The 20,797-nt window shown below is 71.8% G+C and carries 20 protein-coding genes; 7 read left to right on the forward strand and 13 right to left on the reverse strand.

The window, feature by feature from the left end:
* Positions 1-9: 9 nt before the first annotated feature.
* The gene (gene cueR, locus ACT53R_RS13625; RefSeq protein WP_476172435.1) at positions 10-474 is read left to right on the forward strand and encodes a Cu(I)-responsive transcriptional regulator; all 465 of its coding nucleotides are present in this window, start codon (positions 10-12) and stop codon (positions 472-474) included.
* Between the two features lie 6 nt (positions 475-480).
* Here cueR and ACT53R_RS13630 read toward each other — a convergent pair whose 3' ends face one another.
* The 7 genes from ACT53R_RS13630 to ACT53R_RS13660 form a co-directional block, all read right to left on the reverse strand.
* Complete coding sequence (locus tag ACT53R_RS13630) at positions 481-879, reverse strand: GFA family protein (protein WP_476172436.1); 399 nt, start codon at positions 877-879, stop codon at positions 481-483.
* A 3-nt stretch (positions 880-882) separates the two neighbouring features.
* A complete protein-coding gene (locus tag ACT53R_RS13635) occupies positions 883-1,494 on the reverse strand; it encodes a hypothetical protein (RefSeq protein WP_476172437.1) in 612 nt (203 codons plus the stop codon).
* Positions 1,495-1,653: 159 nt separating this feature from the next.
* Positions 1,654-2,124 carry a hypothetical protein gene (locus tag ACT53R_RS13640; protein ID WP_476172438.1) on the reverse strand — a complete coding sequence of 157 codons (471 nt, stop codon included), beginning with the start codon at positions 2,122-2,124 and terminating at the stop codon, positions 1,654-1,656.
* A 100-nt stretch (positions 2,125-2,224) separates the two neighbouring features.
* A complete protein-coding gene (locus ACT53R_RS13645; RefSeq protein WP_476172439.1) occupies positions 2,225-2,935 on the reverse strand; it encodes an HAD family hydrolase in 711 nt (236 codons plus the stop codon).
* Between the two features lie 31 nt (positions 2,936-2,966).
* Positions 2,967-3,833 carry a lytic transglycosylase domain-containing protein gene (locus ACT53R_RS13650; protein WP_476172440.1) on the reverse strand — a complete coding sequence of 289 codons (867 nt, stop codon included), beginning with the start codon at positions 3,831-3,833 and terminating at the stop codon, positions 2,967-2,969.
* Between the two features lie 19 nt (positions 3,834-3,852).
* Positions 3,853-4,914, reverse strand: a complete 1,062-nt coding sequence (locus ACT53R_RS13655; RefSeq protein WP_476172441.1) for a hypothetical protein — start codon at positions 4,912-4,914, stop codon at positions 3,853-3,855.
* 56 nt (positions 4,915-4,970) lie between these two features.
* Positions 4,971-6,182, reverse strand: coding sequence for a cation:proton antiporter (locus ACT53R_RS13660; RefSeq protein WP_476172442.1), 1,212 nt, complete (start codon positions 6,180-6,182; stop codon positions 4,971-4,973).
* Positions 6,183-7,245: 1,063 nt separating this feature from the next.
* On the opposite strand from ACT53R_RS13660, the gene ACT53R_RS13665 reads away from it, so the two are divergent.
* The 6 genes from ACT53R_RS13665 (at position 7,246) to ACT53R_RS13690 (ending at position 12,044) form a co-directional block, all read left to right on the forward strand.
* On the forward strand, positions 7,246-7,464 hold the full coding sequence (locus ACT53R_RS13665; protein WP_476172443.1) for a hypothetical protein: 219 nt from the start codon (positions 7,246-7,248) through the stop codon (positions 7,462-7,464).
* A gap of 118 nt (positions 7,465-7,582) precedes the next feature.
* Positions 7,583-8,701, forward strand: a complete 1,119-nt coding sequence (gene mltB / locus ACT53R_RS13670) for a lytic murein transglycosylase B (RefSeq protein WP_476172444.1) — start codon at positions 7,583-7,585, stop codon at positions 8,699-8,701.
* On the forward strand, positions 8,698-9,828 hold the full coding sequence (locus ACT53R_RS13675; protein ID WP_476172445.1) for a septal ring lytic transglycosylase RlpA family protein: 1,131 nt from the start codon (positions 8,698-8,700) through the stop codon (positions 9,826-9,828). Before mltB ends, ACT53R_RS13675 begins: the two co-directional genes overlap by 4 nt.
* Positions 9,829-9,966: 138 nt before the next feature.
* Positions 9,967-11,226, forward strand: coding sequence for a D-alanyl-D-alanine carboxypeptidase family protein (locus tag ACT53R_RS13680; protein WP_476172446.1), 1,260 nt, complete (start codon positions 9,967-9,969; stop codon positions 11,224-11,226).
* A gap of 68 nt (positions 11,227-11,294) precedes the next feature.
* Complete coding sequence (locus ACT53R_RS13685; protein ID WP_476172447.1) at positions 11,295-11,588, forward strand: hypothetical protein; 294 nt, start codon at positions 11,295-11,297, stop codon at positions 11,586-11,588.
* 72 nt (positions 11,589-11,660) lie between these two features.
* Positions 11,661-12,044: a VOC family protein gene (locus tag ACT53R_RS13690; RefSeq protein ID WP_476172448.1), complete on the forward strand. Its 384-nt coding sequence runs from the start codon at positions 11,661-11,663 to the stop codon at positions 12,042-12,044.
* 24 nt (positions 12,045-12,068) lie between these two features.
* Here the strand turns inward: ACT53R_RS13690 and ACT53R_RS13695 are convergent, their stop codons facing one another.
* From ACT53R_RS13695 to ACT53R_RS13720, 6 genes are all read right to left on the reverse strand, one after another.
* The gene (locus tag ACT53R_RS13695) at positions 12,069-14,876 is read right to left on the reverse strand and encodes a bpX6 domain-containing protein (protein WP_476172449.1); all 2,808 of its coding nucleotides are present in this window, start codon (positions 14,874-14,876) and stop codon (positions 12,069-12,071) included.
* Positions 14,866-16,770 carry a hypothetical protein gene (locus tag ACT53R_RS13700; protein WP_476172450.1) on the reverse strand — a complete coding sequence of 635 codons (1,905 nt, stop codon included), beginning with the start codon at positions 16,768-16,770 and terminating at the stop codon, positions 14,866-14,868. The genes ACT53R_RS13695 and ACT53R_RS13700 overlap by 11 nt, the downstream gene beginning before the upstream one ends.
* A complete protein-coding gene (locus ACT53R_RS13705) occupies positions 16,770-17,201 on the reverse strand; it encodes a bpX5 domain-containing protein (RefSeq protein ID WP_476172451.1) in 432 nt (143 codons plus the stop codon). The genes ACT53R_RS13700 and ACT53R_RS13705 overlap by 1 nt, the downstream gene beginning before the upstream one ends.
* Before the next feature lie 13 nt (positions 17,202-17,214).
* Entirely contained in the window at positions 17,215-18,366 is a 1,152-nt protein-coding gene (locus ACT53R_RS13710; protein ID WP_476172452.1) for an AAA family ATPase, read from the reverse strand.
* A 167-nt stretch (positions 18,367-18,533) separates the two neighbouring features.
* Positions 18,534-19,145, reverse strand: a complete 612-nt coding sequence (locus tag ACT53R_RS13715) for an outer membrane beta-barrel protein (protein ID WP_476172453.1) — start codon at positions 19,143-19,145, stop codon at positions 18,534-18,536.
* A 256-nt stretch (positions 19,146-19,401) separates the two neighbouring features.
* The gene (locus ACT53R_RS13720; protein WP_476172454.1) at positions 19,402-20,733 is read right to left on the reverse strand and encodes a tryptophan--tRNA ligase; all 1,332 of its coding nucleotides are present in this window, start codon (positions 20,731-20,733) and stop codon (positions 19,402-19,404) included.
* Positions 20,734-20,797 lie beyond the last annotated feature (64 nt).

Below are 20,797 nucleotides of genomic sequence, written 5' to 3' on the forward strand. Positions count from 1 at the left end.
GAGCACGCGATGACGACATCTGCCTCACGCCCCTGCGGCCATGCCGCGCCGGCCGCCGCCGTCGATCCGGTGCGGATCGGCGAGGCCGCGCGCCTCACCGGCGTCAGCGCCAAGCGCATCCGCCATTACGAGGAAGACGGCCTGCTGCCCGACACCGGCCGTTCGCAGGCCGGCTACCGGCTGTACGGCGAGGCCGACCTGCATCGGCTGCGGTTCATCGGCCGCGCGCGCGACCTCGGGTTCTCGATGAAGCAGATCGCGACGCTGCTCGGGCTGTGGGACGACCGCGGTCGCGCCAGCGCCGACGTGCGCGCGCTCGCGCTGGCGCAGGCCGACGCGCTGCGCGCGCGGATCGCGGAAATGGAGGCGATGCGGCGCACGCTGGAAGACCTCGCCGCGCGCTGCCACGGCGACGATCGGCCCGACTGCCCGATCCTCGACACGCTCGCCCGCGACGACGCGTCGGTGCGCTGAGACGTCTCAATCCTTCGACAGGTGCGCCAGCGCCGCGGTCGAGGCCTCGCGGTCGTTGTCGTCGAACGGCACGATCTCCAGCGACGTGACGGTGCCGGGATCGAGGCAGCGCGCGTTGACGCTCCAGCCGTCGGGATGGCTGCGCGGCACGTAGAAGCCCTTCACGCCGCAGTGGCGGCAGAACAGATGCCGCGCGGTGCCGGTATTGAAGCGGTATTCGGTCAGGTCGTCAGCGCCGGACACCAGGCGGAAGCGCGAGGCCGGCACGATCACGTGCAGGAAGCCGGTCTTGCGGCACATCGAGCAATTGCAGTCCAGCGCCTGCAGCGCCGCGGGCGCATCGATCTCGAAGCGCACGCGGCCGCAGTGGCAGCCGCCGTGGTGGGTGATGCGGCCGTCGTCCATCGTTCAGTGGCCGCCGTGCTTGCCCTTGCCGTGGCCCTGCCCCCGGCCGTGATCGCTGTTGCCGGGGCCGTGGTCGTCGTCGCCGCGACCGGGTGCGTTGCCGCGGCCATGGTCGTCGTCGTGCTTCGGCCCGCGACCGCGGCCGGGGAAATCGCGCTGCAGCTGCGCGTCCAGATCGATCGGGCGGCCCCAGCGATCGTAGCTCGGCACGAAGCCGCGCTTGAGCTGGTGGAACTGCGCCGAACCCGGCTTGATGCCGAGCCGCTTCGCGACCGCGCCCCAGCCCTGCGCATGGTCGCGTTCCCACACTTCGACCACGTAGCGGCACGGCCGTCCGATGAGCTGTGCCAGCGCGCAGGCGTAGTAGATGTCACCCGGCGCCCAGTGGCGCGCGAGCAGGTCGACCACCAGATCGCGCGGCGCGGCGCGGTAGCGGACCATCTCGTCGACGAACGGGTCGCGGTAGCGGCTGCCGTAACGGTTCATGTCGCCCAGCGTCACGTCGATCCAGGTGTCGCCGCTGCGCGGGTTCCAGCCGAAGGTGAAGGTCTGAGCGGAGGCGGTGCCCGCGGCGAGGCCGGCGGACAGCAGGGCGGTGGCGAGCAGGATGCGCATGGCGATCTCCGTCGAAGGGGATGTCGAAGCGGGAACCGGATGATCGGCCGCGGGGCCGGTGGCGTCCAGCGACGGCAGTCCGGAAATGCGAGGCCCGACACGCCGACGCCGCGGAACAGGTCCGCGGCGTCGGGTGGGATTCATGCATCAGTGGAGGGGTCAGTCGCGCCAGCGACCGGGGCGATCGCGGTCGTGGTCATGATCGCGACGGTCGTAGCGATCGCCATAGCGGTCATCGCGGTCATGGCGGCGGTCGTAGCGCGGGTCGTAGTACTCGGCGCGGCAGCGGCCGCGGCTGTCGCAGATCTGGCGCATGTAGCGGCCGTCGCGAACGCGGTGGTAACCGTAGGCGTTGCCGTAGGGCGGGCCGTAGCGGTCGTCGTAATCGCGCGGCACGTGGCGGTAGTACACCGGGCGGCCGCGGTAATCGCGTTCGACGATCAGCCGGTCGTCGTAGCCGTAACGGCCGTAGCGGTAATACGGCTGGCCGTTGCGGAACACGACGTCGCCCAGATCGACGATCACGCGCACCAGCGGGTCGGCGGCATGCGCGGGAGCGGGCAGGGCCGCGCCGGCGGCCAGGGTGGCGGCGAGGGCGGCGGGGGCGAGCCAGCGGGCGAGGGAAGACATGGTGGAATCTCCGGCCGACCGCGACATTGCGGTCGAGGGTGACGATGCCGAGGCGGCGGTGAACGCCGTTTTAATCTTTCCGGGCGCCGGCCGGCAACGTTCAGCCGGCTGCCAGCGAGCGGATCGCCTCGACCAGCCCGTCCGGGCCGTCGACGGTACGCAGGCGCTCGGTGGCGGTGGGCGGCGCGGCCTCGGTCTCGTGCGCCCAGGTCACGTGGTAGGGCATGTGCACGCCGCAGCCGCCGAGTTCCAGCACCGGCACGATGTCCGAACGCAGCGAGTTGCCGATCATCGCGAACTGCGCCGGCGCCAGGCCGAATTCCTCGAACAGCCGCGCGTAGGTCGCGGTGTCCTTCTCGCTGACGATCTCGATGCGGCGGAACAGGTCGGCCAGGCCCGACTCGCGGACCTTGGCTTCCTGGTGGAACAGGTCGCCCTTGGTGATCAGCACCACCGGCCGCTCGCGGGCGATGGCCTCCACCGCCGCGCGGATGCCCGGCAGCAGTTCCACCGGATGCTGCAGCACCGACTTGCCGATCTCGACGATGCGGTGCAGGTCGCGCGCCGAGATGCGTGCGTCGGTGATTGCGATCGCGGCTTCGATCATCGACAGCGTCATGCCCTTGGCGCCGTAGCCGAACAGCGCGATGTTCTGCTTCTCGACCGCGTACAGCCGGTCGTGGGCGTCGTCGAGATCGACGTAGCCGCCGACGATGCGTTCGAATCCGGCCTGGGCGTCGCGGTAGTAGTCCTCGCTGCGCCAGAGGGTGTCGTCGGCGTCGAAGCCGACCAGTCGGAGATCGCGGGTCATGCGCGCAGTATGCCGGGCCGCGCGCCGCGGGTCAGGCGCCATCGGTCACGGCTCGGGAGCTGCCCTTCTCGCGTGCAGGCACGGCCGGTGCGGGCGCGGTGGCGGGCGGCGGCACCGGCACGGCATCGGCCGGGCGCAGCGGCGGCGGCGACAGCGCCGCGTGGTAGGCCTGGTACAGCGCCTGCACCTTTTCGAGGTAGTCCCGGGTTTCCGCATAGGGCGGCACGCCGTTGTAGCGCGCCACCGCGCCGGGGCCGGCGTTGTAGGCGGCGAGTGCCAGCGCCGGGTCGTTGCGGTAGCGCTTGAGCAGCGCGCGGAAGTGGCGCGCACCGGCCTCGATCGACTGCGCCGGCGCGAACGGATCGGTCACGCCCAGTTCGGCGGCGACCTCCGGCATCAACTGCATCACGCCCTGCGCGCCCTTCGGCGACACCGCTTTCTCGTCGAAGCCGCTCTCGACGTGCGCGATCGCGCGCAGCCACGCATCCTCGACGCCGGTCTTCTTCGCCACCGCGCGGAACACGCGCGCATGCCGGTCCAGCTGCGGCTTGCCGACGGTGCCCAGGCCTTCGTGCGCCGGTTCGCCCGGCGGCGTGGCGACGGTGAATTTCAGGTACACCCGCGACCCGGGCAGGTTGCGGGTGCCGTAGACGAGCTTGCCGTCCTGCTCGCGTTCGTAGAGCGTGCCGCTGAACACGCCCATCTCGCCCCACAGGTTGGGCGTCTGCACGGCGTCGTCGGGAATCTCCTTCGCCTCGCACTTCGAGCCGGGTTCCGGCGCGGTGGAGAGGCTCACCGTGCGTTCGCGCACGCAGCGGTAGATCGTGCGCGCCTCGGCTGGCATCGCGATGATGGCCGACAGCAGCGCGAGCAGGGACGTGGTGCGAAACGACCGCATCGCGGTATCCGGGCCGGCCTCAATGCCGGCGCGCGGCCTCTTCCTGCGACCAGGTGCGCGCGCTGCCGCGCAGGCGCATGCGGTGGCGCTGTTCCTCGTCATGGACGCGGCCGTATTTCGAGCGGTCCTCGACCTCCAGCAGCTCCACCAGACCGGTGTCGCGGCGGAACACCAGCGTGCCCGACTGCGACAGCACCATGTCCTGCGGCAGCCCGTCGGTGACGGCCTGCGCGCCGAGTTCCTGCGCCAGTGTCCACTGCGTCTTCGCATCGGCGGCGGCATCGAAGCGATGGGTCCAGCGCAGCCGCGCCAGGCCCGGGTCGTCGCGGTCGATCTCCAGCGTGTATTCGCGTACGCCGGGCAGCGGGTGGCCTTCGACCGGCGAGAGGATCGGCTCGGCGTCGCGGTAGGCCTTGCCGGGCACCAGTGTCTTGCCGACGAACGCCGACATCAGCCGCATCTGCGAGACCGCGCCGGCCTCGACGCTGTCGCGGCTGACGATCGCGTCCAGGTTGCTTTCCAGGTCGCGGCGCGCGGCGGCGAGCATGCCGTCGTGTTCGCTCTTGTCGACCTTGGCGTTGCCGCCGGCATCGACGCCGAGGCTGCGGTCGAGGTTGGCGAGGAACGCCGGCAGCATCGCCTTGCGCACCCGGTCGGCCAGCGCATCGAGGTCGCGCAGCCGGCGATAGCGGCCGTTGCCGTCCAGTTCGATCGTGACCGGCACGTCGTCGAGCGCGTCCAGCACCGGTGCCAGCAGGTCGGACAGGCTGCGGTCGCCGTCGACGGCTTCCACCCGGCTGTCGTGCGTGGTCCAGGTCAGCGCGTAGCCGTCGCGACCGGCGGCGTCGACGCGGATGCGGGTCTCGTCGGTGATGCGGCGGACGCTGGCACCGTCGTTCTCCCCGTTCTCGCGATGCAGGGCCTCGTCGTCGTAGGCCACGGTCTGGCCGGTGGTCCACGGGATCGACACGCGCACGCGTTCGGCGGCGGAGGCGGACGCGGCCAGCAGCAGCGCCGGCAGCAGCGCCGAGAGGGCCGTCGCGGCGGCGGCGGGGCGAGGGATGCGGAACGGACGCGTCATGCGCGGGAACTCCGGGAGGAAGCCAGTGGGGTGGGCGGTGGTCGGCGATGCAGCGTTCAGGCGTCGCGCGCGAGCAGCGCCTGCATGCGGCGCAAACGCGGCGCGGTGATCGGCACGGTCAGCATGGTGCTGGCGACGGCCATCAGCAGCAGCGCAGTGAAGGTGGCGCTGGTGATGATGGCCTTGTCCAGCAGCACGTTCGCGAAAATGATCATGATCAGGGCCTTGGTCTGCAGCAGCCAGCCGATGATCCCGGCCTCGCCGGGTTTCCAGCCGAGGATCCGGCCCGCCAGATGAACGCCGGCCAGCTTCCCGGCCACCTGCGCCGCCAGCAGCGCCGCGGCCGCCGCGACCACGGCCATGCCGCCCATCGTCCAGCCGGTGCGCAGCCCGGTGCTGAGGAAGAACACCGGCATCATCACCAGCAGCACGTTGTGGCGCAGGGTGTCGAGGCGGTCGCGATCGAACCAGTGGTGGTCCATGACCACGCCGGCGAGGAAGGCGCCGACCATGAAATGCAGGCCGGACCAGTCGGCGCCGAACGCGCAGGCCGCCAGCCACACCAGCGCCACGTACCAGCGGTCGCGCTCGGGCAGTCGCGCCATCAGCTTGCGGAAGCCCACGCAGGCCAGCGCGTAGATCGCGATGAACGCGCCCTGCCGGCCGATCCGCTCCCAGTCCATCAGCACCAGTGCCAGCACGCCCCAGATCGCCACGTCGTCCAGGCTGGCGTAGCGCAGGATGCGCTGGCCGATCGGCCTGCGCAGGATCTCCAGCTTCTCCATCAGCAGGATCAGGATCGGCAGCGCGGTGACCGCGCAGGACATGCCCACGCCGACCACGAATTGCCAGGTCTGGCCCTTCTCGCCCAGCCAGCCGGGAAAACCCAGCATGCCGACGGCGACCAGGCTGCCGACCAGCAGCGGCGTGCCCAGCGCGAGGCCGGCGGTGATCGCGCTCTCGCGGCGATGCTTCCAGGCCTCGCCCAGGTCCAGCTCGATGCCGGCCAGCCACACGAACACCATCACCGCCCACCACGCCACGCCGTTGAGCGACTGGATGACGTCCTTGGTGAACACGAACGCGTAGTAATCGGGGAAAGCCGCGCCCAGCATGCCGGGGCCGAGCAGGATGCCGGTGATGATCTGCACCACCACCAGCGGCGCGAAATACTCGGTGCGGCCGAGGCGCCAGATCAGGTACGGCACCGAGAAGATGATCGTCATCGCGATCAGGAACAGCTCGGTGGTGGTGATGGTGTGGGGCATGGTCGGGGCGGTTTCGGGCAGGCGGACAAGGGTCCGGGGTCCGTGGGGGAAAAGCAACGGCGGGTGGTCCTGCATGCGCGGGCCCTCAGGAGGTGTATTCGTTTGCACCTGTGTGTGTCATGCGGTTGCGTGCAGGTAGGGCGGTGGGAGTGCCGGGTCGCACGGCGTCGTCATCCCGAGCCCCGGGCGTTTGTCATCCCGAACCCCACCCGTTGTCATCCCGAGCCGCAGGCGAGGGACCTGCTTTTTGCACGATCGTGGCTCGGTGGCATCGAGCTTGGTCGGGTTGTCGTGACGGCGTTTGGTCGGCGCGTCGTCCCGCGCCCCTTCCGAATGTCATCCCGAACTGCCGGTGAGGGACCTGCTTGTCGCACGGTGATGTGTCGCGGCTTCGGTGGCATCGCTGTGCTCCCGACGCGGGCTTCCCTGGGGCTTTCGGGAATGCCCGGAATCTTTTCCGCGCTGGTGCGCGGGTGACTTTCTTTTTCGAAAAGAAAGTCACCAAAGAAAACTCCTCAGTGCCGAGGCAAATCTGCCATCGGAACTGTGGTCGGGATTTTTCGACGAGGCATCCGTGCCTCGTCGAAAAACGGCGGACCTCCTGTCCGCCGCCCTCCGGGTCTCCGGTTGCGGGTGGGTTCGTCGAGGCGGGCGGGGCGTGGGCACGGAGGCGGAAAAGCCCGCTGGGTCGATTTGGTACACACACGACAGAGAAAGCCCCGCCGAATTCCCGATGACTGCTCCGCTGGGCGGGCTTCTGCCTGTGCGAACGCACAACACACATCGCCCGGCTTTTCTTCGGTGCTGGCGGCAGACCGCCTCATCACGACTGACGGGCGGACTGTCGACGCCATGACAAAACCGGCATTTGCTTTCGGAAAGTGCGGAAGAGGAACCCTTCCCCTCTCTGCCATCAACTAATCAACGTTGCCTCGATCGTCGCTTTGCCATGCGGTAAACCCGCGCAAGAGGAATCCATCCAACCCCCCCCACGGAGACTGCCCAACTGTCACAAGACCTTATGAATCCCTCCCGTTCCCGCCGCCACCCCGGAACCCACGCCATGTCCCATCCCGACAATCCCTTCGGGCCGTTCAAGAACGACGACCACCGGCTGGAGGCCGTCCGCTTGCGCGAGGATCGCCTGCGGCTGCGCGAACGCCGTCTGCTCTGGCTGGGCATCTTGGCGTGCATCGCGTTCACCGTGGTGTGTGTCTTCACCGACTATGCGGTGACGGCAGCCGCCTCGCTGGCGACGCTCTACAAGGCCTTTTCGCGGTGATCTGCCGCCCTGTTCGGACCGTGCGAACGGGTCGTCCCCTGCCGAGCCCCGTGCTACCCTCTCGCCGTCCACCCCAAAAAAGAGGCGCAAGCCATTGATTTTCCGTAGCTTGCTGCGCATGGGCACGGTCGCGGCCGTGGTGTCGCTGGCCGCGTGTGCCACGTCTTCGCCGCCGTCGGCGCCGGTCGCGGTGGTGCCGCCGCCCGTGTCGGCGCCCGTTCCGCCGCCGCCGCCGTCCGATCGCCTGCCCGACGTCCCGCAGCCGCCCGAGCGCCCCGTCGCGCCGCCGGCGGTGACCGATCCGGCCATTCCGCGCGAGCAGCGCATCGCCGCGTTCGTCGACTATGCCGCTGCCACGTACGGCATCGACCCGCAGCGCGTCCGCGACACGCTGGCGCAGGCCGAATACAAGCAGAGCATCATCGACGCCATCACCCGCCCGGCCGAGGCGGTGAAGCCGTGGCGCGATTACCGCGCGATCTTCCTCACGCCGGCGCGCATCGACGCGGGCCGCGCGTTCTACCGCGACAACCGTGAAGCGCTGGACCGCGTGTCGGCGCAGACCGGCGTGCCGGCCGAGTACATCGTCGCGATCATCGGCGTGGAAACCTTCTACGGCCGCAACACCGGCAACTACCGCGTGCTGGACGCGCTGTACACGCTGGCGTTCGATCATCCCAAGCGCGCGCCGTTCTTCGCCGGCGAGCTGGCGCAGATGTTCGCGCTGGCCAAGGACGAGCCGCAACTGGACCTGCTCACGCTCAAGGGCAGCTACGCCGGGGCGATGGGCATGGGCCAGTTCATGCCGTCCAGTTACCGGATCTGGGGCAAGGACGGCGACCGCGACGGCCGCCGCGATCTGCTGACCCACCGGCCGGACGTGTTCGCCTCGATCGCGAACTATTTCGTCGCGCACGGCTGGCAGGCCGACGCACCGGTCGTGGCGCGCGCGGCGCTGGACGCCGGCCGCACCGAGTTCGTGCCCGATTCGCTGCAGCCGGCATACACGCTGGCGTCGCTGGCGGGCCGCGGTTACCGGCCGATGGTCGGCGAACCGCAGCCCCGCGACGTGGCGAAGGACGGCGCCACCGTCGTCGGCCTCGACGGCGACATGGGCCGCGAATACTGGATCGGCTACCGCAACTACTTCGTCATCACCCGCTACAACCGCTCGCCGATGTACGCGCTGGCCGTGCACCAGTTGGCGCAGGCGATCCGCGAGGGCGCGACGCCGTGAGCGCGGCGACGACGACCGGCCGCGCCGCGGTCCTGCTGTTGCTCGGCGCCGCGCTGGCGGCCTGCGGTGGCGCGCCCGTGCGCAAGGCGCCGCCGTCGGCCGAGCGCGTGCCGCCGCCGGAGCACCGCCGCGAGGCCGAGGCACCGAAGCGCTCGCCCTACGCCCCGGCGCAGGAAGACCCGTCCAAGCGCGGCGATTACGTCGCCGGCGGGCTCTACGCGCCGGGCGTGCCCGACACCGTGCCGGATGCGATCCCCGACGTCGACGCTATCCCCGAGCCGCAGGTGCGCAACGAGCCGCGTTCGGCCATCGGCAACCGCGACTACGCCGTGCTCGGCAAGCGCTACCAGGTGCGCGACCGCGCCGACGGCTATGTCGAAGAAGGGCTGGCTTCGTTCTACGGCAACAAGTTCCATGGCCGGAAGACCTCGAACCACGAGATCTACGACATGTACGCGTTCTCGGCGGCGCATCGCACGCTGCCGCTGCCGTGCTTCGTGCGGGTGACCAACCTGGCCAACGGCAAGTCGGTGGTGGTGCGCGTGAACGACCGCGGGCCGTTCCATTCCGGCCGGATCATCGACCTCAGCTACGCGGCGGCGGCGAAGCTCGGCTTCGTGCGCCAGGGCACGGCGCGGGTGGAAGTGCGCGCCTTGCGTCCGGGCGAGGAACGTGACGACGGTCGTGACGACCGCCGCGACGACGACACCCGCGTCGCCGTCCGCGCGCCGGCGCCGACCCCGCCCGCCGCGCCGGCCGACCCGGCGCTGTCGGCCGACGAATTCGAGCGCTGGATGCAGGAACGCGGCATCCGCGTCGCCACCGGCGCACCGGCCGCCGCACCGGCACCCGCGACGCCGCCTCCGGCTGCGCCGGTCGTGGTCGCCGCCGGCCCCGGCGAGGTGCTGGTGCAGGTCGGGGCGTACTCGGCCCGCGAGAACGCCGACCGCGCCCGCGACCGGCTGTCGGCCGGCGGGCTGTCGCCGGTGCGCATCGACGAGGGCAGCGTCGACGGCCGCCCGGTCTGGCGCCTGCGCCTGGGCCCGGTGCCGGAGGCGCAGGTGCAGGAACTTTCGCGCCGCGCGGCCGATCTGGGCTTCGCGGCCGCGCAGATCGTGCGCGACTGACCCGCGGCACCCCCGCGCGCCGCACGGAGGCGGCGCGAAGGCACGACGGCTCGGCAGGTGCGGGCCGCTTCCGTCAGAATGGTGGTCTTGATCCTCATTTGCGCGGCACGGCCGCGATTCTCCGGAGTACACGATTCGATGAAGACGTTGGGCGGCTTGCGGCAGGGGCGGGGCGGGATCGGCTGGACGCGGGGGCTGGCGCTGGCCGCCGCCGTGTTCGCGACGGGGCTTGGACTCGCCCGGACGTCGGCCCAGACGCCGGCACCGGCCAAGGCGCCCGCGGCGCAGCCCGCGCCGCCGCCGATCGCCATCCCCGATGCACCGAAGCCGGCCCACGCCGCCGCCTGGCTGGTGATGGACGACGCCACCGGCCGCATCCTCGCCGGTGAGCACTACGACGACCGCCTGCAGCCGGCCAGCATCACCAAGGTCATGACCTCTTACGTCGTCGGTGCCGAGCTGAAGGCCGGCCGCATCAAGGCCGACGACAAGGTGATGATGAGCGAGAACGCCTGGCGCAGCGGCGGCGCCGGCACCGACGGCAGCTTCAGCGGCTTCGAGGTGAACAAGACCGCGCCGCTGGTCGACATGGAAATGGGCATGGCGATCCAGTCCGGCAACGACGCCGCGATCGCGCTCGCCGAACACATCGCCGGCAGCGAGTCGGCGTTCGCCGCGCTGATGAACGAGTACGCCAGGCGCATCGGCATGAAGGACAGCCACTTCGTCAACGCCACCGGGCTGGAGGCGAAGGACCATTACTCGACCGCGCACGATCTGGCGCTGCTCGGTCGCGCGCTGATCCACGATTTCCCGCAGCAGTACGCGTACAACAAGGTGCGCGAGTACACCGTGGGCCCGATCACCCAGCGCAACCGCAACCTGCTGCTGTGGCGCGACGATTCCGTCGACGGCATCAAGACAGGCCACCACGCCGCCGCCGGTTACTGCCTGATGGCCTCGGCCAAGCGCGGCGACCAGCGCCTGGTCACGGTGGTGATGCACGCCAACAGCGAGGAAGAGCGTGCGGTCGATTCGCTGGCGTTGCTCAACTGGGGTTTCCGCTTCTACGAAACCCAGCGCCTGTACGACAAGGACGTGGTGATCGCCACCCACAAGCTGTGGAAGGGCACCGCGAACGAACTCAAGCTGGGCGTGGCGCAGCCACTGCTGGTCAGCCTGCCGCGTGGCCGCTACGCCGAACTCAAGCCGACGATGGACGTGCCGAAGACGCTGACCGCGCCGATCAAGGGTGGCCAGGCGATCGGCACCGTGCGCGTGTCGCTGGACGGCAAGGTCGTCGCCGAGGCGCCGCTGGTGGCGCTGGAAGGCGTGCCCGAAGCCGGCTTCTTCAAGCGCCTGTGGCATGAATTCCTGATGTGGTGGGACTCGGTCTGATCGGGCCCGTCTGAGCGCGACGGCGCCGCAACGCCGTCGCCGCCATCGTTCCAACCGGGGAGAGCGGCATGGATTTCAGCGAATTCGTCGCGGTGGTCGCGTCGCCCAAGGAACCGGAGCTCAAGGATTTCGAGCGCGTCTCGGTGTTCGCCTACACCGCCGAAAAGGACGAACTGTGGACCGCGATGGGCCACGCCGGCCTGCATCCGGTCTACCGCGCGCTGCTGGCGCAGGCGTTGCAGCGGAAGGTCATCGAGGAATACGAACTCGAACAGGCGCGCCGCAGGAAGCTCGACGACGACGCGCGCCACGAAGCCTCGAAGGAAGAGCCGACGCCGCCCGTGCGCCGACGCGCGCGCTGAGCCGCGCCGCGGCGGTATCGTGGGCAGCCACCGGTGCGATCCGCGCGCCGGCCTGCTCCGGAGCGTGACGCCATGGCCCATCGCAGCCGCCTCGCCGGCTTCATCATCGACTGCAGAACCGACGACCTCGACGCCGCCGCGCGCTTCTGGAGCGACGCGCTGGGCTGGCCGGTCGGCACGCTGTCGCCGGAAGAAGCGGACACCTACGTCAAGCTCGACGACGCGCCCGGCGGGCTGCACGTCGAAGTGCAGAAGGTGACGCACGACTCGCGCGTGCACCTCGACATCGAGACCGACGACATCGAGGCCGAGGTCCGCCGGCTCGAAGCGCTGGGCGCGAAGCGCATCAAGGCCGTGCACACCTGGGTGGTGATGGAAGCGCCCACCGGTCAGCGCTTCTGCGTGGTGCGGATGAAGCACCCGGAGACCGGCGCGCCGCCGAACGCGTGGGCGTGAACCGCCGCGCGCGACGGCGCTGCATCAGCACAGACTGAAGGCGGTGGTCGCGGCGTGGTCGAGGCGCAGGTCGAGCACGCGGCCGCGATCGTCGAACAGCAGCACGTGGTCGCCGCGTTCGCGCAGCCGCGGCATGCCGTCCAGCGGCCAGTCGATCGTCGCCACCGGCTTCGCATCGGCCGGGCGGCACAGCAGGAAGCGCCGGAATCCCGGCCCGGACACGCCGATCGCGATGCCGAGCTGCGCCGCGTGGCAGGTGAGGCCGATGCCGTCGCCGTCGCCGTTCATCGCCGCGAAATCCGCGCCGTCGATCTCGATGCGGCGTTCCGGGCCGTGCAGCCGGAACGCCAGCTCCAGCCGCTGCGCCGTCAGTCCCGCGATCCGCGGCTGGCAGGCACGGCCGTAGGGCTGCAGCAGCAGCGGCAGCGCCGGATCGATCTCGATGCGGTCGCGATGGCCCAGCCGTCGTCCAGGCAGGTGGTAGCTCCAGGTCTCGAAGCCGTCCGGCGTGACCATCAGGTACGCCTCGTGCGTCGCCGAATACTCCGCGACGACCAGCCGGCCGGGCAGGTCGCCGACGTGCCAGACCACGTCGCGCAGCGAGCGCGCGGTGTCGATGACGAGGATGCGGTTGTCGGCGACCACGCTCCACGCCGCGCCGTCGAAGCGCGGCGCGTGCGCGTCGACGCGCAGCGAGCCGAGGTCGGTGCAGGTCTGGCGCACGAGGTCGAGCCGGCTGATGCGGGACACGCCTTCGCGCCGCGCCACCGCCAGCGCGACCTGGCCGTTGTCGGCGAGCACCAGCGCGTCGGCGGGCACGGCATGGCGATGGCGCACGCGGCCGCGCGCGTCGACCTGCACCACGCCCGCTTCGCCCAGCGCGAGCAGGTACGCGCGATCCGGCAGCGGCGCGGCGTCGAGGATCGGCATCAGCCCCGGTGCGGGTGCGGTCGGCACGATCGGGGTGGTGCGCGCCCACAGTGTCGGCTGCGCCACGATCGGCGGCAGCGACCACGCCGGCAGGTCGGCCCGCAGCAGCGGGTCGTCGCACTTGTCGAGGAGCTTGTTGAGCTTGGACTTGCCCAGCGCGTTGCGCCCGGCCGCGCGGTCGCAGGCGATGGCCGGCAGCAGCGCGTTGGCGATCGCGGCGACGGCCGGCGTGCGTGTGTGCACGGCCAGCAGCGCGTCCGCCAGCGCACTGCGCGCCTCGGCCGCGAGGTCGATGTCGACGGCATCGCCGCCTGGGCGCGCAAGCGCGCGCAGGCGGTCGGCGTGCACGGTCGGGGTGTCCGGCAACAGCTGCGCCCGGCGCACCAGTGCGCGCGCCGAGAGCGTCTCGCCGGCGTCTTCGGCGATGCGCAGCCAGCCGGCGGCGAGGTTGCGCGCCTCCGGCACCGGCCACACCGCGTCGACCGCGGCCAGCCACTCGCCGCGATCGGCCAGCGCCTCGCCCCAGTGCAGGCGTAACCGCTTCGCCAGCGCCGGATGGGGCTTCTCCAGCGCGGCCACGGCCAGCGCGAACTCGCCGTCGCGGCGCGCCACCTGCAAGGCCCGCGCTTCGTCGCCGGCGAGCAGCAGCAGGCGCACGGCGGTCGCACCGGGCATCTCCCAGGTCAGCGCCAGCTCCGCCGCCTGCGCGTGGCGGCCGTGGCGCTCCAGGTAGTCCAGGCATTCCTGCCGCGCGTTGAGCAGTTCGCCCAGCACGAACGCCGCCTCGTCGATGCGGCCGTCGCGGTCGAGCCGTTCGAACGTGCGCCGGTAGAGATCGCGCAGGTGCTGCTTCGTGCCGTCGTCCAGGCCGATGTCGACGCTGGCGCCGGTCTGGCCGCCGAGGCGCAGGTCGTCGCGGCGCCCGGGCGTGCCGAAGGCCTGCCCCAGCGAGTCGCCGGTGCGGTCGATCGGCAGCGCGTGGCGCAGCGCTTCGAGCGGATCGCCTTCCTCGAAGCGCCGCATCATCCGCCGCAGGTAGGCGCTCTGGCGCCAGCCGATCAGGCGCGAGGCGCGGCTGGCGATGGCGAGCCGGGTCAGCGCGTCGCGCCAGGCCGACGGCGGCCGCGGCGCGGTGCGCGGCGCCACGCCGCCCGCGGCGGTGCCCGTCCGCTGCGCCCGCGGCAGGCCGGCTTCGGCGATCGCGCCGGCCCCGGCGCCCAGCCAGCGCAGCGCGCGATCCACCAGTGACGCCCCGATGCCGACGCCGACCCCTCCGCCCGGACGGCCCTGGCCGCCGGCCGCCCGCCGTTTCCGTTCCGCGGTATCGGCCGCGATCTGGCGCAGGAACTGTTCGCGCTCCGCGCTCGGCGGCGGGATGCGGCCGCCCAGCGCTTCGCGCACGTCGCGGCGGGCCGGGGGCGGCAGCGGCGGCGCGGCGACCGTCGCGCTGCAGTCGAAGGTGTCGTGCAGGGTGAGGTCGCCGGCGTCGATCCACGTCGACGGGTCCAGTGCCGCGCCGTCGGCGAAGCGCAGCCCGTGCACGCGCGCGCCGCGCACCAGCGCGAGATCGCAGCCGCGCACCGCGGCGCGCTCGGCATCGGTCAGCGGTGCGCTGGTCAGCAGCGCGCCGGCCGCGCCGCCGTCCAGCCGGCACAGCGCCAGTCCGGGCAGGGTCGCGCAGTCGGCCAGCGCCGGTTGCGGGAACTGCAGCAGGTCGCCGTCGACGAAGCGCAGTGCCCGCGCACCCGGCCGCCAGTGCGCCAGCAGGCGCGCCGCGTGGGCGTCGCCGTCGCGCTGCGCGGCGTCGAACCACAGGCCGGCGATCGGCTGCACGCCGGTCCACAGCGGTTCGCGCACCGTGGCGCCGGTCGTGGCGGGCGGCAGGGCGGCGTCAGTCCGCATCGGGCGCCTCGTCGTCGTCGGACCATGCAAGCGCGCCTGCGCCGCCGGGCGTGATGACGATCAGCTTGCGGTGCTCGGTGACCGCGGCGATCACGTCGCAGTCCACGCCCACGCTGACCGTCGCGATCGGCGCATCGGCGTGGTGCAGCAGGGTGTTGTCGGCGCCGTCGAACAGCACGATCCGCCGGCGGTCGGGTGACAGTGCGACCAGCCCGTGCAGGCGGGTGCCGGGCACGAGGGTCAGACCACAGGCACGCCAGCCTGCGCCGAGATGGAATTGCGACGAATACCATTCGAGGGCCATGCCGCCGCGCTGGACGATCGTCCACTGCCCGCCCTGGCTGTGTGGGGTCGCGGTCATCGCCCACGCGCCGGTGCCGAGCGGGGCGACGCGCACGAATGCCATCGTCGGCCGCCGCGGCACGCTCACCTGGTGGATCGTCGTCTCGGCGCCGCCCTGGCGATGGTGCAGGCGCAGGATCACGTGCTGTTCGTGCTGGTGCAGGTAGACCAGCCGCTCCGGGTCCAGCCGGGCCATCGCCAGCACGTCGCGTGCGACCAGGTCGACGGATGGGGCGCCCTTGGTGGACCGGTCGTCGCCGGCGAAACGCACCAGCCGGCGCGCGGCGTCGAGCACGTAGAGGTGATGTGGTTTCTTGCCGCCCGCGAGCAGCGCGCACGGCAGCCAGTGCGCTTGGCCGGGCGGCGCCAGGAAGTCGTCCTTCGACGGGCGCGGATGGACGCGGAAGCCGTCGATGTTCCAGAAATGCAGGTGCTCCGGATCGGCGATCACGCCGCCGAACGACTTGCCCAGCGTCGCGCACAGCAGCTCGCGGCCGCGGGCCCAGTTCGCCGAGCGCGTCGGCTTCGGCGTGCGGCCGCCGTTCTTCGGCAGCGCGTAGAGCATCGCCGTGCTCGCATCCAGCAGCGGCACCGCGATGCGTTCGCCGCCGGGAGCGATCAGCGGTGGCTGCCGCAGCGACAGCCGCGGGCCATCGTGCGCCGGTGCGGGATCGTCCGCCGGCATCGCCACGCGCTCGAACGCGAACCGGCCGCGCAGCAGCTGCGCCGCGCCGCGGCCGTCCGGCAGCGGCAGCCGCACCTCGCGCAGCACGCCGTTGGTTTCGATGCGCACCGCCAGCGCGGCGCGGTCCTCGCGGCGGATGGCGACGCGGTGGGTGAACTCGGCCGCGTCGACGGTGCCGTCGGCATCGCCGATCCACCAGCGTTCGCCGGGCGTCCTGCGGTCGTCGGCCAGCGCGTCGCGCCAGGCCGCGAGCGCAGCGGCATCGGGATGGGTGAACGTGCGCGTGGCGAGGAACGCCTTCAGCTGCTGAGGCTGGTCGGCCGGATGCAGTTGCGGCGGCGCGGCCAGCGTGCCCCAGCCGAACTGCAACTGCGCGGCCATCGCGCGCCGGGCCAGCAGGATCCACAGCGCGACTTGCGCCAGCCGCGGCGCGCCGAGCTGGGCCGGGCCGCTGTCGAACAGCGCGACGATGCGCGCGTCGGCCTTGCGCACTTCGCGCCGCGGCGACAGGAACAGGTGTTCGCCGCTGCTGGCGCGGCGCAGGAATTCGTCCGGCGCCACGTCGGCCACCGCCCATTCGCTGAGCAGCAGGCGGTGGTACGGACCGCGCCGGCGCAGGTCGTCGATGCCGACCGGCTCCTCGCCCTGCTGCAGCCGCGGGCCGCGCAGCGCGCCGAGCGCCGCGTCGAGGCGGGGCAGCAGATCGCCCAGCGCCGCGATCTGCTCCGGCGGCAGCCAGTCCAGCCACGCCCGCCACGGCGCCAGCGCGCGCGGCAGCGGCGTTTCGGCCGGCGCCGGCGCGACCGCCGGGGTCGCGTCCGTCGGCGGTGCGGGCAGCAGCAATTGCGGCGGGCGCGGGCCGGGCATCAGTCGCTCCACCGCGCGGCGATGCGCGCCAGCACCGGCGCATCGGCCGGCAGCAGGCGATCCAGCGGCACGCACTGCGCGGGATCGGGCCACAGCAGCAGCGGTTTGCGCGGATGCCGACGGGCGATCGCTGCCGCCAGCAGGTCCAGCGGCACGTCCGGGCGCAGCAGTGTCGGCAGCCACAGGCCGGGCGCGTCCGGCCGCGGCGCCACGTAGCGGGCGCCTTCGACCCACGGCAGGGTGTCGGCGGCGCCGGTCAGCAACAGCAGGTCCTGGTGCGCGGTCACCTGCCATGGCGCGGGCGTGCGCGTGTCGGTGCGCGCCTGCGCGGCGGCCTCGGCGCGGCGGAACAGCGCGCGCGCCACGGCGCCGACGCCGACCACGCCGGTCGCGGCGGGAATCTCCGGTTCGGGACGCCAGTGCCAGCGCATCGGATGTCGCGGGTCAGCCCGGGTTCGCCGGCACGTCCACCGGCGCGTCGGCCACGGCCGCCGCCAGCCGCGCGCGCTGCGCGGCCAGCGCCTCGGGCAGCGCCTCGGCGGTGAAGTTGGCGTCGATCTCGCGCAGCAGGGCTTCGGCCAGCGTGGCCTTGAGGGCGGGCTCGTGGCCGCCGTCGAGGCAGGCCTGCGCCGCCTCGATCAGCCGCGACACCCGCGACAGCGGCTGCAGGCTGGCGTGCTCCACCGCTGCGTGCAGGGTCGGATGCGCCGCGACGGCGAGACGGTCGCGCAGCACTTCGCGGGCATTGAGCTGGCTCTGCCGGGTCGGCATCACGTAGAACAGCGGCCACAGGTCGGCCTCGGTGGCGCGGGTGCGGCCGGCGAGCACGGTCGCCGCGGCGACCAGCCGCTGCGCCTTCACGATCCGCCGGTCCGACAGCCCCAGCCCGGCCGCGCGCAGCTGGCGCAGCGCCGCCGCCAGCGCGCCGCGGGCGTCGTCCATTTCCACCGTCGCCACTGCGTCGCACAGCACGGTGAGCTGGGCGAGGTCGGCGCACGGCGCGGTCGGCAGGCGTTCGCTTTCCCAGCCGCCGCGCAGCAGCGCTTCCAACTGGTTGTCCGGCACCGGTTCGACGAACAGGTGCAGCAGGAAGCGGTCGGCGAACGCCGCCAGCGATTCGTCGTCCGGCAGCGCGTTGGCCGCGCCCACGCACACCCGCAGCGGGCAGTCGTGCACGGTCTGGCCGCGGCGGAAGCGGCGTTCGTTGAGGATGCCCAGCAGCGTGTTGAGCACCGCGGTCGAACCGAGGAAGACTTCGTCGAGGAACACCACGTCGGCTTCCGGCAGCATGCCGGTGACGTCGGTCTCGACCACGCCCTCGCGCAGCCGGCGCAGGTCGACCGGGCCGAACAGCTCCGACGGTTCGGTGAAGCGGCCCAGCAGATATTCGAAGTAGCGGCCGCCCAGCGCGCCGGCGACGCGGCGCACGATCGCGCTCTTGGCGGTGCCCGGCGGGCCGATGACCAGCAGGTGTTCCTGGGCCACGGCCGCCAGCACGATGAGTTCGGCCAGCTGTTCGCGGCCGACCATGCCGCGGGTGGCGGTGCGCACCACGTCGCGGAGGCGGGCGGCGGTGTCGGCGAGGGAAGGCGTCATGGCGTCCTGTTCGGGAAAGACGGGGAAGGCGGAGCGGGCGAAGCCGGCCGGCCCGGGCCCGCCATCTTCGCCCATGCGGTCGCGTTTGCCGCGACCGCGGGAAGGCGCAAACGACGACGGCCGCCCTGGGGCGGCCGTCGCGTGTGCAACACGGGAACCGCGATGGATCAGAAGCGGTACTCGAAGCCCAGCGCCAGCGTGTTCAGCTCGACCGCGGGCGACGAGATCGGCGCCGGCTTGAGCTTGTTCTGGTGCGTGTAGTTCAGGGTCACGCCGTAGTGCTCGTTGAAGTCGTAGCCGACGCCCACGCCCGCGTACGGCTGGGTGTGGGTGTATTCGCCCGACACGGCGATGGGGGCGGGACCCGCCTTGGCGGGGCCGGTCACGCTTTCGGGCGACGGCGGGGCGGGCACGAAGTCGACGCTGGCCTTCAGGGTGGTGCGGGCCAGGCCCAGGCGGCCGTCGATGAAGAAGCCCTTGTCTTCGCCGAAGCGGTACTTGCCGACCAGCGCGAAGCCGTAGCCGTCGGCCTTGAGGTCGGCGCCGTCGAACGAGGCGTCGTAGTACTGGCCGTAGAAGCCTTCCACGCCGAAGTACTTGCCCATGTAGCCGCCGCGGACGGCGTAGGCGGTGTCGTTGTCGGAATCGCTGGCCGAGCCGTAGGAGAATTCGGCGCGGGTGGTGCCCGCTTCGCCGCGGGCGAAGAAGTCGCCGGCGAAGGCGGGGGAGGCGACGGCGGCGAGGGCCGAGGCGAGGATCAGGCTGCGGAACTTGGTCATGTGCGTCACGTGTCTCGTTGGGAAAAGCGCATGGGGGCGGCCCCGTGCCGGCGGTCGCCGGTCCGTGCCGAGTCGTCTTTCGATGACGGGAATGCCCTGGCTTCACGCCGCTGGCGGTGTCGGATCGCGTCCGCCAGCACGCGGACATCGACGGCCCGCGTCGCATTCCCGGTCGGCTTTGTAATGCCGGCGTAACGGAATGTCAACGAATTCAGTGATCGATGCCCGGATCCGGTGTGATGCGGATCGGCCGGCGTCAGCGCGCCTTGGCCTGCTGGCGCGCGTCCTCGGCGTGCTTCAGAGCGTCCAGCGCCTCGCCGATGGCGCCACGGGCGTCCGCCGGCAAGGGTTCGACCACGTCCGCGACCGCGTCCAGCGCGGCGGCACCTTCGCCCTTGAGCCGTGCGACCCAGGCGCCGGCGTCCTTCGGATTGTCGAAACCGATGCTTTGCAGCAGCACGGCATCGCCGTCGGCGAGCTTGAAGTGGAAGCGGCCGTCCTGCTCGCGGTACTGCTTGAGCACCGGCACGGCCGCGGCCTTTTCCTTCACGGATTCCGCGGCGGCCGGCATCGCCGACAGGTCGCGCAGGCCCACTGCCTCGCGCAGCTGCTGCATGAACGGCGTGCCGAGGCGTTCGCGCGCGGTGCGGGCGCCGTCGCGCAGCTGTGCCTCGATGTCGGCCGGCTTCGCCATCAGCGCCTCGTAGCGCTCGCGCAGCGGAGCGATCTCGCGGTCGATGCGCTCGAACAGCCGCTGCTTCGCGTCGCCCCAGCCGATGCCGTCGGCGAAGGCCGCGCGCATCGCCGCGGTCTCGTCGGCGCTGGCGAAGGCCTGGTACAGCTGGAACAGTGCCGAACCTTCGGTGTCCTTGGGCTCGCCGGGCGCGCGCGAGTCGGTGACGATCGACAGGATCAGCTTCTTCAGCTGCTCGCGCGGCGCGAACAGCGGGATGGTGTTGTCGTAGCTCTTCGACATCTTGCGGCCGTCGAGGCCGGGCAGGGTGGCGACGTGTTCCTCGATCGCGGCTTCCGGCAGCACGAAGTGGTCGCCGTAGAGATGGTTGAAGCGCTGCGCGAAGTCGCGCGCCATCTCGATGTGCTGGATCTGGTCGCGGCCCACCGGCACCTTGTGCGCGTTGAACACCAGGATGTCGGCCGCCATCAGCACCGGGTACATGAACAGGCCGGCGGTGATGCCGAAGTCCGCGTCCTGCGACTCGGCCGTGTTGCGATCGACCGCGGCCTTGTAGGCATGCGCGCGATTGAGGATGCCCTTGCCGGCGACGCAGGTCAGGAACCAGGTCAGCTCCGGGATCTCGTGGATGTCGCTCTGGCGGTAGAACCACACGCGGTCGTTGTCCGGCTCCAGCCCGCAGGCCAGCCAGCTGGCGGCGATCTCCAGCGTCGAACGCTGCACCTTCGCCGGGTCCTGCACCTTGATCAGCGCGTGCAGGTCGGCCAGGAAGTAGAAATTCTGCGTGCCCGGCGTGCGGCTGGCGGCCACGGTCGGGCGGATCGCGCCGACGTAGTTGCCCAGGTGCGGCGTACCGGAGGTGGTGATGCCGGTGAGGATGCGGATGGCGGACATGGGGAGGCGGGGGCACGGCGGGAAGCGGCCTGCCAGTTTACCCGCGGCTGAACGCGCCCGCCCC

Source organism: Lysobacter sp. DMC104 (assembly GCF_056313665.1).